9 protein-coding genes are annotated in these 14725 nt (G+C 68.4%); 5 read left to right on the forward strand and 4 right to left on the reverse strand.

Features of this window, described 5'->3' with window-relative positions; genetic code table 11:
• Nucleotides 1-40: 40 nt before the first annotated feature.
• Genes M9799_RS03055 through M9799_RS03065 form a run of 3 tightly spaced genes read right to left on the reverse strand, consistent with a single transcriptional unit; the run spans nt 41 to nt 3951 of the window.
• Nucleotides 41-1582, reverse strand: coding sequence for an acetolactate synthase large subunit (locus M9799_RS03055; protein WP_231044243.1), 1542 nt, complete (start codon nt 1580-1582; stop codon nt 41-43).
• Nucleotides 1583-1601: 19 nt separating this feature from the next.
• Complete coding sequence (locus tag M9799_RS03060) at nt 1602-2819, reverse strand: MFS transporter (RefSeq protein ID WP_231044242.1); 1218 nt, start codon at nt 2817-2819, stop codon at nt 1602-1604.
• A 7-nt stretch (nt 2820-2826) separates the two neighbouring features.
• The gene (locus M9799_RS03065) at nt 2827-3951 is read right to left on the reverse strand and encodes a metallophosphoesterase (protein ID WP_231044241.1); all 1125 of its coding nucleotides are present in this window, start codon (nt 3949-3951) and stop codon (nt 2827-2829) included.
• Nucleotides 3952-4127: 176 nt separating this feature from the next.
• On the opposite strand from M9799_RS03065, the gene M9799_RS03070 reads away from it, so the two are divergent.
• From M9799_RS03070 to M9799_RS03090, 5 genes are all read left to right on the forward strand, one after another.
• A complete protein-coding gene (locus M9799_RS03070) occupies nt 4128-5042 on the forward strand; it encodes a helix-turn-helix domain-containing protein (protein ID WP_231044240.1) in 915 nt (304 codons plus the stop codon).
• A 127-nt stretch (nt 5043-5169) separates the two neighbouring features.
• Nucleotides 5170-6165, forward strand: a complete 996-nt coding sequence (locus M9799_RS03075; protein ID WP_231044239.1) for a Bug family tripartite tricarboxylate transporter substrate binding protein — start codon at nt 5170-5172, stop codon at nt 6163-6165.
• Between the two features lie 3 nt (nt 6166-6168).
• Nucleotides 6169-6945 carry an SDR family NAD(P)-dependent oxidoreductase gene (locus M9799_RS03080; RefSeq protein ID WP_231044238.1) on the forward strand — a complete coding sequence of 259 codons (777 nt, stop codon included), beginning with the start codon at nt 6169-6171 and terminating at the stop codon, nt 6943-6945.
• Between the two features lie 9 nt (nt 6946-6954).
• Complete coding sequence (locus M9799_RS03085; protein ID WP_231044237.1) at nt 6955-7935, forward strand: fumarylacetoacetate hydrolase family protein; 981 nt, start codon at nt 6955-6957, stop codon at nt 7933-7935.
• The gene (locus M9799_RS03090) at nt 7932-8909 is read left to right on the forward strand and encodes an NAD-dependent epimerase/dehydratase family protein (RefSeq protein WP_231044236.1); all 978 of its coding nucleotides are present in this window, start codon (nt 7932-7934) and stop codon (nt 8907-8909) included. The genes M9799_RS03085 and M9799_RS03090 overlap by 4 nt, the downstream gene beginning before the upstream one ends.
• Here M9799_RS03090 and M9799_RS03095 read toward each other — a convergent pair.
• Nucleotides 8893-14664: a YDG domain-containing protein gene (locus M9799_RS03095; protein ID WP_263725881.1), complete on the reverse strand. Its 5772-nt coding sequence runs from the start codon at nt 14662-14664 to the stop codon at nt 8893-8895. The genes M9799_RS03090 and M9799_RS03095 overlap by 17 nt on opposite strands.
• Between the last annotated feature and the right edge of the window lie 61 nt (nt 14665-14725).

Below are 14725 nucleotides of genomic sequence, written 5' to 3' on the forward strand. Positions count from 1 at the left end.
GCCCGCATGTACGGGCGCCCCGCCCCGCGCTGCCCGCCGCTCAGATCATCAGTTCGATGACAAACGGCCCGCGCTTGCCAAAGCTCGCCCGCATCAGATCCGCCAGCTGATCCAGCGAGCTCGCGCGCGCCGCCTCCACGCCCATGCCCTGGGCGAGCCTGGTCCAATCGATGGCCGGATTGCCCAGGTCCAGCATGCTCATCGCGGTATCGCCCGGCGTGGCGCCGACGCTCCTGTACTCGCCGATCAGGATGTTGTACTTGCTGTTGTTGAGCAGGATGGTGGTCACCGGCAGCTGCTCGCGCGCCTGGGTCCACAGCGACTGCAGCGAATACATGGCCGAGCCATCGGCCTGCAGGTTGATGACGCGGCGCTGCCCCTTCGCGCCCAGCGCGGCGCCCGTGGCCACCGGCATGCCGTCGCCGATGGCGCCGCCGGCCAGGTGCAGCCAGTCGTGCGCGGGGGCGGCATGCGTGAACTTGTAGAAGCCGCGGCCGTAGGAGATGCTTTCGTCCGAGATGATCGCGTTGTCGGGCATCAGCGCGGCCAGTGTCTGCGCCAGGCCTTCGGGCGTGGGCGCGCCGGTCGCGGCCTCGGGGCGCGGGCCCGGGTCGGGGATGGCGGCTTCGGGGGCGCCCAGTTCCTTGACCAGTCCACGCAGGGCTTCGACCGGATCCTGGTCGGGGCGCGACAGCACATGCAGCTGCGCCTGCGGGTCGTGCTGGATCGAGGGCATGCCGGGGTAGCCGAAGAAGCCCACGGGCGGCGTGGCATTCACCAGGATGATGTGCTTGAAGCGTTCCAGCGCCTTGATGGCCTGTTCCATGACATAGGGCACACGCTCGAGCTGCATATGGCCGCGGCCGCGCGCCAGATGCGAACTCGAATAGCTGGCCATCACGGTGGCACCCGTGGCGCTGGCAACGCGATGCGCCAGCGCCTGGCCTTCGCCCAGCACGCCGGGGCCGGCCAGCAGGATCAGCACGTCGCGCTGGTTGCGCAGGATGCGCGCCGCCTGCTCGATGGCGCCGCCGTCGATGGCGGGCGGGACCGGCGCGTCGAAGGGCGCGCCCACGATGCCGCCCTCTTCCCATGACACATCGGCGGGCAGGATCAGTGTGGCGATCTGGCCGGGATAGGTGCGGGCCGCGCGCACGGCCTCGACGGCGTCGCGCCCCAGGTCGGCAGTCTGCGTGCTGGTGCGCACCCAGGCGGAAACGGTCTGCGCCATGCCGGCCGTATCGGCCGTGAGCGGTGCGTCGAAGGGGCGGTGGTAGGTGGCCTGGTCGCCCACGATGTTGACGATGCCGCTGCGCGCGCGGCGCGCGTTGTGCAGGTTGCCCATGCCGTTGGCCAGGCCCGGGCCGCAGTGCAGCAGCGTGCAGGCCGGCTTGCGCGCGATGCGGAAGTAGCCGTCGGCCATGCCGGTGACCACGTTTTCCTGCAGGCCGAGCACGCACTTCATGCCGGGCACCTGATCGAGCGCCGCCACGAAGTGCATCTCGCTGGTGCCGGGGTTGGCGAAACAGGTATCCACGCCAGCGGCCAGCAGCGTCTTCACCAGGCTTTTTGCTCCGTTCATCTTGTCATCCTCCGAGGTTTCATTTTTCCCGCGATGCCGCGGCGCGCGCCATCGACGGACTGAGCATATAGGCTGCGATGCCGACCAGCAGCATCGCGCAGCCAAAGGCGAAGATCCGCGCAAAGGCATCGGTGGCGGATCTTCCCGCGGACAGCTGCGCATCGGCGATCAGGCCGAAGACCCAGGCCGCCGCCGCCGAGCCCAGGAACACGAAGGTATTGAGCAGCCCCAGGCCGCGGCCGACGATTTCCGGCGCCAGCAGCATGCGCCCATGGGCCATCACCAGCGGATGCAGCACGCCGATCGTTGCCATGGCCGCCAGCAGCGGGATGTCCAGCAGCACGCCCGCGGCGGGCATCAGCGCCAGCGCGCAGCCCGCGGCCAGTGCCGCCAGCGACCAGCCCAACACCGTCGTGCGCACCGAGGAGCGGTGCACGAACCAGGGCAGCGCGGTGGCCGCGCAGATCGCCGCCACGCTGAGGACGGCCAGCGCCAGGCCGCGCGTGCCCGCGGGCATGCCGAAGACATCGGCCAGGTAGGGCCCGCCCCAGGAGTTGCGGAACGTTGTGCCCACTGCCATTGCCATGCACAGGGGAATCAGCGTCCACAGCGCGGGAACGAACAGCAGCCGCCCGCTGGCGCGCAGCATGGCGAGCGTGCCCTCCCCGCGCGCCCGCCCGCTGTCGCGCACCTGGGTGGCAACGAAATAGCAGGCCACCGCCATCAGCACGCCGGCCACGAACATCGGCGGGCGCCAGCCCACGGCATGCACCACCCAGCCCAGCGGCGCGGTGGCGCACAGCGCGCCGATCATGCCGGCGGCATTGGCCCGGCTGACCGAGGTGGCGAACTGGTGCGGCGGCAGGGCCTGCCCGGCGAAGTGCATCAGTCCCATGAACACCGGCGCGCAGGCCAGGCCCAGGCCCACCTGCGCCAGCATCGCGGTGGCGCCGTTGGGTGCCAGGGCAAACAGCGCGGCGGAGACCACGCCCAGCGACATCAGCCAGCGCGTGGGCGCGCCGACCCCATAGCGGTCGAAGGCCATGCCGACGGGAATCTGGGCAATGCCGAAGGACAGGAAGAAGCACGACGACAGCGTGCCGAACCCGGCCGGCGACAGCTGCAGGTCGGCTTGCACCTCGGGGGCCATGACGGCCATGCAGGTGCGAAAGAACTGGCTCAGCGTGAGCGCGAAGGTCATCGCGGCCAGGCCGCGGGCGGGGGAAGCGGTGTCCATGGTGCTGCTACCGGCCGCGCGTGAGCACGAACTCGGTGATCTCCGAAGGCTTGCCCAGCCGCAGTGGGAAACCCATCCACAGCCCCGTGCCGTTGCTCACATAGAGCTGCATGCCGCCCACGCGGTAGCCGCGGCTGAGAAACCCCTCGTTGGGCGGCCCGATCACCGGCGCCATGCCGACGACCATGCCGCCGTGCGTATGGCCCGAAAGCTGCACCGCAACGCCCTGCTGCGCGTGGTTTGCGGCCCCCGCCGGCCGGTGCGCCAGCAGCACGACGGGCGCGCCAGACGGCGCGCCCGCCAGCGCCTTGGGCAGATCCGGGCCCTCATCGCCGTAGCGCAGCGCCGCGGCATCGGCTATGCCAGCGACGGTCAGCTGCGCATCGCCATGCCGCACGACCTCGTGCTGGTTGGTCAGCATGCGGATACCCAGCTCCTGCAGCCTGGGCTTCCAGGCGCCATAGTCGAAGTAATACTCATGGTTGCCCGGAATGCCGATCACGCCGTGGCGCGCCCTGAGCTGCGCCAGCGGCTCGACATCACCCCGACGCGCCTCCACGCTGCCGTCGATGACGTCGCCGGTGACCACGATCAGATCGGCGCCGATGCCATTGGTGCGCTCGACCACGCCCCGCACCCAGTCACGCTGGAACAGTTTGCTGATATGCAGGTCGCTCAGCTGCACCAGCCTGAACCCTTCGAGCTCTGCCGGCAGGTCCTTGACGGCCAAGTCCACGCGGTGGACTTCGGGCAGGCGCGCTGCCTGGATGAAGCCATAGCCCCCCAATGCAAACGCCAGCACCACGCTGGCGACCCGGCGCGCCGTGCCGCGCGGCGGATGCGACCACCGGCGCGCGGCCAGCCGGTACAGCACCTCCAGGATCTCGCCAACGATGGTGAACACCAGCAGCAGCACGAAGCTGCCAAAGGTCCAGCCCAGCAGCGCGACGACCGGGAAAGGCAGCTCCGGCGCATACATGTTGCCGAAGAATACGCGCGACCAGAACTGGTAGAGCGCGCCCGGCAGCAGCGCGGCGGCGGCCAGGAGCTTCCAGTGCAGGCGGATGGGCAGGGGCGCGATGACGCGGGCGACGATGAACAGATAGGCGATGGCGCAATAGACGTGGAACACGGGGAGCTGGGGAAATGGAGGCGCCTTGACGCGGATGGCCGCTGCTGCGCGGCCGATCCGTGTATTTTGCCGCGCCGCGGCGCTGCCCGGCCCGTCGCCGCAGACACATCGGCGACCACGGCCGCAATCGCTAAGATAGCTGCATGCCCACCCCCTGCCCGTGAAGTGAAGACGCCATGCCGGACCCAGATGTGACGCCGGTCGACAGCCGCCGCTGGCGCGGGGCGCAGCGCGCCTTCATCGACGAGCCGCTCGATGCCGTGCCCCGGGAGCATATCCAGTGCTCGAGCCTGGGACGGCCCTGGCATGGCATCTCGCTGTGGCACCAGCGCGCCGATGCGCAGGACCTGTACATTCCGCCCGCGGGCAAGCACTGCATCATCGTGCGCCGCGGGCCCGACACCGGGCTGCTGCAGCGCCACGGCAATGAAACGCATGATGCGCGCTGGAGGACCGGCGAGGTGGTGCTGCTGCCGGCGCACACGCCCAGCTTCTGGCGCACCGAGCTGCCGCGCGACAACCTGCATCTCGACCTGTCGCCGCACTGGCTGGAGAAGGTCAGCGGCCAGGAGGGCGCGGCGCTGCGCCTGCGCAGCTGCTTCGGCAAGCCCGATCCGGTGCTGACGCAGCTGGTGCAGGTGCTGCTGCTCGCGCTGGACGACCACAGCGGCCTGCAGCCGGCGTTTGCCGAGGGCATTGCCGCCAGCGTGGCCATCCACCTGCTCGAGCATTACCGCATTCCCGGCAGCGCGCCGCAGCCCGCGGCGGGGCTCACGGCGCGGCAGCTGCGCCAGCTGCAGGCCTTCGTGCAGGACCACCTGGACCAGCCGTTGACCATCGAGCGGCTGGCCGCCGAGGTGCAGCTCAGCGCCTTCCACTTCGCGCGCTGCTTCAAGGCCAGCTGCGGGCTCACGCCGCACCAGTTCGTGCTGCGCCAACGGCTCGAGCGCGCGCGCGAGCTGCTGCTGCACACGCGCGAGCCCGTGGGCGAGATCGCGCGCCAGCTGGGCTTTGCCTCCAGCTCGCATTTCTCGCAGGCCTTCGCGCGCCACTGGGGACTGACGCCGCTGCGCCTGCGCCAGCAGCACTGAAGCGCAGCTTTTCAACGATTCGCGCAAGCCGTCGGCATTTGCGTGCACGGCTTTCTTCATACTGCCTTCCTGACCACCGGCGCGCATCGCGCCACCGGCGGCACATCCCAAGCATATGGAGACAGACATGATTTCACGGCGTTCCCTGATCCTGCGCGGCGCAGCCCTGCCCCTTGCCACCGTCCCCGCGCTGGCCGCGGCGCAGTCCGCCGCGCCTTTCCCCCGCCGCCCGGTGATCTGGGTCGTGCCCTATCCCGCGGGCGGTTTCGGCGATGCGGTCTCGCGCGTGCTGGCACAGCACATGAGCACCACGCTCAAGCAGCCGGTCGTCGTCGAGAACAAACCCGGCGCGGGCGCGCAGATCGCCGCCGCGCATGTCAGGCAGCAGCCGGCCGACGGCCACACGCTGCTGTATGGGGACATCGGTCCCTTCGCGATGAACGCGGCGCTCTACCCCAGGCTCAACTACAGCATGGCCCGGGATTTCATGCCCGTGAGCCGCCTGCTCACGTCGAGCCTGCTGCTTGTCGTGCCGCCGGGCAGCCCGTTCAAGACGCTGGACGAGCTGGTGCAGTCCGCAAAGACGCGCAAGCCCGATGCGGCGCTGACCTATGGCTCCTACGGCATCGGCAGCCAGCCGCATATCTGGATGGAAATGCTCAAGCGCGAGGCCCGCGGCAACTTCCAGCATGTGGCCTACAAGGGCGGCGCGCCTGCCGTGCAGGACCTGATGGGCGGCCATATCGAAGCCATGCTTGATGTCGCCGCCAACAGCATTCCCTATGTGCAGGAAGGTAAGCTGCGTGCGCTGGCCGTGGTCGGCAGCGACAGGCGCCTGGAGCGCCTGCCCCAGGTGCCGACGGTGGCCGAGCTCGGCTATCCGGGCCTGAACGCGCCGGGCTGGACCGGCGTCGTGGTGAAGGCCGGCACGCCACCGGAGATCGCCGAGCAGCTGCGCCAGGCCGTGGTGCTGGCGGTGCAGTCGGAGGAGATCAAGCGCCGCTTCGGCGACCTGGGCGTGACCCCGGCGCCGCAGCCGCCCGCGGATTTCGGCCGCTTCATCCAGAGCGAGACCGAACGCTGGGGCAGCGCGATCCGCAGCGCCGGCGTGGTGCTGGAGTGAGACATGCCTTCCACGCTGTTTGACCTTCACGGCAAGGTGGCGCTGGTGACCGGCGCCTGCGGCGGCCTGGGCATCGCGCTGTGCGAGGCGCTGGGCGCGCAGGGCGCCGCCATCGTGGTCTCGGACCGCGACGCCGAAGCCTGCGCGCAGCTGGTGCAAAAGCTGGGCGCGGCCGGCATCGATGCCACTTCACTGCCCATGGATCTCGCCGACATCTCCGGCATCGCGCAGCAGGCGGCGCGCGCGCTGGCCTGGAAGGGCCAGGTCGACATCCTGGTGTGCAACGCCGGGGTGCAGGGCCCGGCCGGGCCGCTCGCCGATATCAAGGATGCCGACTGGCAGCTGGTCATGGACGTCAACCTGCGCGCGGTGCTCGAACTCGGCACGCAGCTGCTGCCGGCCATGGCGGCGCGCGGCGGCGGCAGCGTGATCCTGATGTCCAGCATCGCCGGGCTGCGCGGCAACAAGGCCATCGGGCTGTATGGATTGTCCAAGGCGGCGCTGGCGCAGCTGGCGCGCAACCTGGCCGTCGAATGGGGGCCCGCGGGCATCCGCGTCAACGCCATCTCGCCAGGCCTGATCCGCACGCCGCTGGCGGCGCAGCTGCTGGACAACGCGCAGTTCATGCAGCGGCGCCTGGCGCTGACGCCGCTGCGCCGCGTCGGCGAGCCGGCCGAAGTCGCCGGCGCCGCCGTCATGCTGGCCAGCGCGGCTGGCGCCTTCATCACCGGACACAACCTCGTCATCGATGGCGGCACGACCATCGGCGACGGCAACTGAAGCATTTGCATGAAACTTGCCACCCTTCGATCCGAACATCCCGATGGCCGCCTGGTGGTGGTCTCTCGCGACCTGGCAACGATGGCCGATGCCACGGCCATTGCCGCAAACCTGCGCACGGCCGTGGAGGCGTGGGACGACGTCGCGCCCGCATTGCAGGCGCTTCATACCGAGCTCCATGCCGGCCGCCATGCGCAACCCTTCGATCCCGCGCTGTGCGCCGCGCCGCTGCCGCGCGCGCCGCAGTGGTGCGACGGCTCGGCCTTCCTGAACCACGGCCGGCTGATGGAAAAGGCCTTCGATATCGAGCCCGCGCCCGATGCGCAGACGGTGCCGCTGATGTACCAGGGCGCGAGCGACGACTTCCTCGGCCCGCAGGCCGACGTGCTGCTGCCCAGCGAAGCCGACGGCATCGACTTCGAGGGAGAGTTCGGCGCCATCGTCGGGCCGGTGCCCATGGCCGCTACGCCGGCCCAGGCGCTGGGCGCGGTGCGGCTGCTGGTGCAGATCAACGACTGGAGCCTGCGCGCGCTGGGGCCGCGCGAGATGCGCAGCGGCTTTGGCTTCCTGCAGGCCAAGCCCTCGAGCAGCTTCGCGCCCATTGCGCTGACACCCGACGAACTGGGCGAGGCCTGGCGCGACGGCCGCGTGCACCTGCGGCTGCAGGTGCGGTGGAACGGCGAGCACTTTGGCGCGCCCCATGGCGGCGAAATGGACTTCGGCTTCGGCGAGCTGATCGCGCATGCGGCGCGCACGCGACGCCTCTCGGCGGGCACGGTGATCGGCTCGGGCACGGTGTCCAATACCGACCGCGCCGCGGGATCGGCCTGCATTGCCGAGCGGCGCGTGCTGGAGATCCTCGAGCATGGCGCGCCGCGCACCGCCTTCATGCGCTTTGGCGACAGCGTGCAGATGCAGGCGCAGTGCGAGCGCACCGGCGACACGCCCTTCGGCCGCATCGCGCAGCGCGTGCTGCAGTGGCAGCCATGAGCCGCGTGCTGGTCACCGGCGCGCAGGGGTTCATTGGCCAGGTGCTCGTGCGCCGCCTGCTGCAGGAGGGCCTGGAAGGGCAGCCGCTGAGCCAGCTGGTGCTGGTCGACCTGTCTTTTCGCGATGCCGGCTGCGATGCCCGCGTCCGGCAGATCCGCGGCAGCATTGCCCAGCCTGCGGTGCTGCGCGCGGCCATGGCCACCCAGCCTGACACCATCCTCCACTTGGCCAGCGTGCCGGGCGGCGCCTCCGAGCGCGACCCGGCGCTGGACCGCAGCGTGAACCTCGATGCCACGCTGCAATTGATCGAAGCCTGCCAGGCGCTGCCACGGCCGCCGCGGTTCATCTATTCCAGCTCCATCGCGGTCTATGGCGACCAGCCCGCCCACGGCGCCAGCGAAGACCAGGTGCCGCAGCCCGCGATCAGCTATGGCGCGCATAAGCTGGCCTGCGAAATCCTGCTGGCCGACGCCAGCCGCCGTGGCTGGGTCGATGGCTGCTCGCTGCGCCTGCCGGGCATCGTCGCGCGGCGCGACGAGAACCCCGGCCTGGCATCGGGCTTCATGAGCCAGGTGTTCTGGCATCTCGCGCAGGGCCAGCGCATCACGCTGCCGGTCTCGGCCACGGGCCGCTGCTGGTGGATGTCCGCTGCCACCTGCGTGGACAATCTCCTGCATTTGGCCGGCATGGATTCATCCCGCTGGACGCCGCAGCGCAGCTTCCAGATGCCGGTACTGCACCTGGGCATTGCCGAGGTGGTCGATGCACTGGCCCGGCGCTTTGGCGTGCCGGCGCAGCAGCTGGTGCACTATGCGCCCGATCCCCCCATCGACCGCGTGTACGCCAGCTACCCCCCGCTGGCCACGCCCCGTGCCGAGGCGCTGGGGCTGCGCCACGACGGGGATGTGGAGCGCCTGATCGACAACGCGCTGGGCGCCAATGCGCTGGGCGCCGACCTCAAGGCATGCGGATGAAATCCGCGGTCATCGTCAGCGCAGGGACCTGAGGCGGCAGGTCGACCGGAACCGAGGCACGCTGCTGCACGGGGCATGGCACGATCGAGCGCCGTTCCGGCTGGCTGCGGCACAGCGTGGCGCCTGCGATATCGTCCGGAATATCCGCTGCCGGGTTCGTGACTTCGAGCTGGCCATCGACATAGCGGATGGCGTAATTGCCGGCCTCGAAGCCGCCGCTGCCCTGCGCATCGCGGGCCACGATCGCATAGCGGCCGTTGTCTGCCTGCGCCGCGCTGCCTTCGCTGGCCAGCGCCACGCTGCGCACGCGCTCCCCCGCAACCAGCCCGGCATTGGTGTCGAACTCGGTGCCATCGAAGACCAGGGCCTGGCCCTGCAGCTTGCCGGCATCGCGCGCAGTGATGGTCAGCGCCCTGGGATCGATGCGGCCCGTGGCCCCGGCAATGTGCACGGCGTAGTTGTTGCCGCCATTGCCATCGTCCACGGCATAACCCGCATCGACCTGCAGGCTGCGGCTGCCCGCGTTGCGGCTGTCGAACGACTGGCTGACTCCGCCGATTCGATCACCGCCAACCAACCCCGTCACTTGCACCGCTGCATCGGATGCCGTGGATCCGTCGTAGACCTTGCGATCGGTCACGGCATCGAGGGTCAGTACCGCCTTGTCGATGGTCGCGCCATGGGTGGTATCGGCCAGCAGGTAATTGCCTGCCAGGCCACCTCCGCTGCCATCGGCCAGGGTATAGGCGACGCTGGCGCTGCGCTGGCCTGCGTTCCTGCTGTCGAAGACACCGCTGGCGCTCACGCCCAGGGTCTCGTTGCCCACCAGGCCCTGCAGCTGCCCGGCTGTGACTTGCGCCACGGCATTGCCGTCGTAGGTCTTGTTTGCCACCTGCGTGCCATCGATGCCCAGCGCCCTGCGCTCGATGGTGGCCTGGTAGGACCGGGTATCGGTCAGGACATAGTTGCTCGCCAGACTGCCATCACTGCCATCTGCCACGCTGTAAGCAATGGTGGTGCCATGCGTGCCGGCGTTCTTGCCGTCGAAGACACCGCTGGCACTCACGCCAAGGGATTCATTTCCCACAAGACCCTGCAACTGACCTACTGTGACCTGCGCCACGGTATTGCCGTCGTAGATCTTGCCTGCGACCTGCGTGCCACCGATGCCCAGCGCCCTGCGCTCGATGGCTGCCTGGTAGGCTTTGGTATCGGCAAGCACATAGTTATCCGCCAGTCCGCCGCCGCTGCCATTCGACAGGGTGTAGGCCACGGTGGCGCCACGCATGCCCGCGTTCCTGCTGTCGAAGACGCCGCTGGCGCTCACGCCCAGGGCTTCACTGCCCACCAGGCCCTGCAACTCACCTGCAGAGACCTGTGCCACGGCATTGCCGTCGTAGGTCTTGCCTGCGACCTGAGTGCCTTCAATGCTCAACGTCTTGGGCTCGATGGTGGCTTGGTAGGCATTGCCATCGGCCAGAACATAGTTGTCCGCCAGACCGCCATTGCCACTGGACAGGTTGTAGGCCACGGTGGCGCCATGCGTGCCCGCGTTCTTGCTGTCGAAAACGCCGCTGGCGCTTACTCCCAAGCTCTCATTGCCCACCAGGCCCTGCAACTGCCCCACCGTGACTTGCGCCACGGCATTGCCGTCGTAGGTCTTGCCTGCGACCTGTGTGCCATCGATGCCCAGTGTCTTGCGCTCGATGGTGGCCTGGTAGGACCGGGTATCCGTCAGGACATAGTTGCTCGCCAGACTGCCATCGCTGCCATCTGCCACGCTGTAAGCAATGGTGGCGCCATGCGTGCCGGCGTTCTTGCTGTCAAAAGCACCGCTGGCGCTCACGCCCAGGGTCTCGTTGCCCACCAGGCCCTGCAACTGCCCGGCCGTCACCTGCGCCACAGCATTGCCGTCGTAGGTCTTGTTTGCCACCTGCGTGCCATCGATGCCCAGCGCCCTGCGCTCGATGGTGGCCTGGTAGGCCTTGGTATCAGCCAGCACGTAGTTGTCCGCCAGGCCGCCGCCATCGCCATTGGACAGGTTGTAGGCCACGGTAGTGCCCTGCGTGCCTGCGTTCTTGCTGTCGAACACACCGCTGGCGCTCACGCCTAGGGATTCACTGCCCACCAGGCCCTGCAACTGCCCGGCCGTCACCTGCGCCACAGCATTGCCGTCGTAGGTCTTGCCTGCGACCTGCGTGCCATCGATGCCCAGCGCCCTGCGCTCGATGGTGGCCTGGTAGGCCTTGGTATCAGCCAGCACGTAGTTGTCCGCCAGGCCGCCGCCGCTGCCATTTGCCAAGTCATAGGCCACCGTAGCACCATGCGTGCCTGCGTTCTTGCTGTCGAAGACGCCGCTGGCGCTCACGCCCAGGGATTCATTGCCTACCAAGCCCTGCAACTGCCCGGCCGCGACCTGCGCTATGGCATTGCCGTCGTAGGTCTTGCCTGCGACCTGCGTGCCATCGATGCCCAGCGTCTTGCGTTCGATGGTCCCCTGGTAGGAGCGGGTATCGGCCAGCAGCACGTAGTTGCTTGCCAGGCTGCCATCGCTGCCATTCACCAGGCGGTGGGTGACGACAACGCCATGCGTGCCGGCATTCTTGCCGTCGAAGACACCGCTGGCGATCACGCCCAGCGATTCGTTGGCCGCCAGGCCCTGCAGCCGCCCCGCCGCAACCTGGGCCGCGGTATTGCCGTCGTAGGCTTTATCCACCACCTGGGAGCCGTCGATACGCAGTTGGGCTTTGTCGATGTCCAATGACAACCCGTTCATCTCGCTGGCATAGGTGATGTCATACCCCTGCTGATGCGAATACAGGCCGCTGAACTTGAGCGTGCCGTCGGCCATCGCATAGCTGCCGGCATTCTTGCTGCTCGAGGCATAGCCCAGCTGGCCTTGCAGCACGGCGCCAGGCGTGTCGCTGGTGAAACCCAGAGTGCCGCTCGCGATTTGTCCGTCGTAGGTTTTTCCGGAAACGCTGCCTTGGGCATTCACCGTCACCTGCTGCAGGAAACCGCGCAGCAGCGGCGTGGCCGAGCCTTCATAGAGGCGCCAGGTGCGGCCGGTACCGCCTTGGTCGTCAATATCCCAGCCCGCAAAGGTGGACAGTTGCGTGAGCTCGGACAATGTCTTGCCCTGCCCGGCGCCATTGGCGGCCGCGCCGCCGTTGATGGCATTGCCCTGCGCGTCGGTGGTGGCGTAGAAGCTGCTCTCGATGCTGCCGTTGCTCGAGCCCACCAACCCGCCGACAAAGCTGCCGCCCGATACGGCGCCGGTGGAGTAGGCATGCACGATGCGCGCCTCGCCGCCCTCGCTTCCCAGGGCGCCAACCAGCCCGCCAGCCGATTTGCCGCCCGACACCTGCCCCGTGGCATAGGAATCGGAAATCGTGGCCACGCCGCCCCGGCTTCCGCTGAAGCCCACCAGTCCGCCGGCGCCCTCTCCCGTCGTCTGCACGGACCCGCTGGCAAAGGATTGCGAGATATGTGCCGTGCCCAAGCCAAAGGCCAGGTTGCCGCCCACCAGCCCGCCAGCTGCATCGCCCCCCGACACCTGTCCCGTCGCATAGGCCAGGGAGATGCTGGCCTCGCCGACTGCGCTAGCCGTGTTCCAGCCGACCAATCCGCCAGCGTTGATCTCGGTGCCCTGCACGTTCGCGCTGGAGTGGACGCTGGAGATACGGGCTTCGCCGTACCCGCTTGCGCTGTTCCATCCCACCAGCCCACCGACATTGTTCAATCCCTGCGCCCGCATTTCCGCAGCCTCGGAATCGGAGATGCGGGCAATGCCCGCGTTCTCGCCCTCGTTGGTGCCGACCAGTCCGCCGATATTGCTTCCTGCGCTCTCCACCGACCCTTTGGCCCATGCACCGGAGATGCTGGTTTCGCCAAACCAAGACGCGCTGCTTCGGCCGACCAGCCCACCGGCGTTATCGCCCGTGGACTTCACATGGGCAGAAGCTTCGCCACCGCTGATGCTGGCCTTGCCGAATTCCGTCGCCGTGTTCTGCCCCACCAGCCCGCCGACATCGCCGTGGCCCGTCACCTGCATCGTGACGTATTCGCCGTCCACCGTCCGCCCCAGCGTCCAGGCATCGACGATGCTGGCTTCGCCGCCGTTCTGTGCATGGTTGGCGCCGACCAGCCCTCCGACATGGTCTCCTGAACCCACCACCATTCGCCCCCTGGCAGTGGAGCTGGAAATGCGGGCCATGCCATCGTCGACGGCCTCGTTAGCACCCACCAGGCCGCCGACATAGCTTGTGCCCCCCACCGATCCGTGGGCATGGGAGCCGGAGACCAGGGCTTCGCCAAAGCCGCTGGCGACGTTATGCCCGACGAGCCCACCGGCCATCAAGGCGCCCGCGCCGGAAACCAGTCCAGAGGCATTGGCATTTTCAATGCGCGCCACCCCGCCCTCGGCACGGTTCTCGCCCGCCAATCCGCCGATCACGCTGGCACCATCCACATCCCCGGAAGCGTTGGATCCGGAGATGGAAGCCTTGCCATAGGTGGAGGCGTAGTTGCTGCCCACCAAGCCGCCCACATACTGGCTGCCGTCCACACCTCCAGTGGCAGAGGAGCCGGTGATTTCGGCTTCGCCCGCTCCGGCCTGGTTGACGCCCACCAGCCCGCCAACGTAGTCGGTGCCAGACACGCCACCGATTGCCTTGGAACCCGAGACGCTGGCCTTGCCGCTGGTGACGGCCCCGTTCCATCCCACCAGCCCTCCGACAACGCCTGCCCCCTGGACCATCGCGTTGGATTGTGAAGAAGAGATGCTGGCCGCGCCGCCATTCTCGACCCTGTTCCGGCCCACCAGCCCGCCGGCATTGCTTCGCGTACCCACCACCATCAGCCCATCGGCATGGGAACCAGAGATGCTGGCGGTGCCGCCGTTGCTGGCCTCGTTGGAGCCCACGAGCCCGCCGACGTCATTGGTCCCCATGACCAATCCGGTGGCATGGGAGCCCAGCACCACGGCCGCGCCCATGTCGGCCGTGTTGGCACCGACCAGTCCTCCAACCTGCTTGGCGCCTGACACCGTTCCGGTCGCGTGGGAGCCGGTGATTTCAGCCTCGCCGCCGTGCGCTTCGTTGGAGCCGACCAGGCCTCCGACGCGTTCGTCGCCGGAGACTGCCGCGGTCGCATCGGAGCCGGAGATACTGGCCGTGCTGCCCGTGTCCACCCAGTTCAAACCGACCAGCCCGCCGACATTTTTTCCTGTCCCCACCACCTGCTCTCCGGTGGCATGGGCATTGGAGATGCGGGCCGTGCCGCCTTCGTTGGCATCGTTTTGGCCGACAAGCCCGCCTACCTGGCTCGTGCCCCGCACCACTCCCTTGGCTTCGGCATCCGAGATGGCAACTTCGCCCCCGCCGAAAACCCCGTTGTAGCCAATCAGGCCACCGACGTAGTTACCACCCGATACCGGTCCGCTGGAGCGAACATGGCTGATGTAGACGGTGCTGCTCCCGAGGACTTCATTACCGCCAACCAGACCTCCCACATTGCCTCTGGCACCGGTTACCTGCCCACTGGCCTGGGCATAGGAGATGTCGATCGAGCTACCGTTGTAAGCTTGGTTATAGCCCACAAGCCCGCCGGCAAAGTCGCCAGCCGAAACCTCCCCAAGCGCATTGACACGGCGGATAAGAACCGATGCGCCGTCGCCATCCGCACTGTTGAGGCCCACCAGCCCGCCAACGACGGTCCCACGACTCGATACGCTGCCGGAGGCTTCAGCCTGCATGATGCTGGTGGTGCCCTTTTCATAGGCATTGTTGTAGCCGACCAGCCCGCCGATGGAGGAG

Source organism: Comamonas endophytica, from assembly GCF_023634805.2.
Lineage (GTDB): Bacteria > Pseudomonadota > Gammaproteobacteria > Burkholderiales > Burkholderiaceae_C > Comamonas > Comamonas endophytica.

Coding starts and splice junctions, on each gene's coding strand:
- M9799_RS03060 (WP_231044242.1), bottom strand. CDS start 2,819: ATGGACACCGCTTCCCCCGCCCGCGGCCTGGCCGCGATGACCTTCGCG.
- M9799_RS03080 (WP_231044238.1), top strand. CDS start 6,169: ATGCCTTCCACGCTGTTTGACCTTCACGGCAAGGTGGCGCTGGTGACC.
- M9799_RS03085 (WP_231044237.1), top strand. CDS start 6,955: ATGAAACTTGCCACCCTTCGATCCGAACATCCCGATGGCCGCCTGGTG.
- M9799_RS03075 (WP_231044239.1), top strand. CDS start 5,170: ATGATTTCACGGCGTTCCCTGATCCTGCGCGGCGCAGCCCTGCCCCTT.
- M9799_RS03095 (WP_263725881.1), bottom strand. CDS start 14,664: ATGCAGGCTGAAGCCTCCGGCAGCGTATCGAGTCGTGGGACCGTCGTT.
- M9799_RS03070 (WP_231044240.1), top strand. CDS start 4,128: ATGCCGGACCCAGATGTGACGCCGGTCGACAGCCGCCGCTGGCGCGGG.
- M9799_RS03055 (WP_231044243.1), bottom strand. CDS start 1,582: ATGAACGGAGCAAAAAGCCTGGTGAAGACGCTGCTGGCCGCTGGCGTG.
- M9799_RS03090 (WP_231044236.1), top strand. CDS start 7,932: ATGAGCCGCGTGCTGGTCACCGGCGCGCAGGGGTTCATTGGCCAGGTG.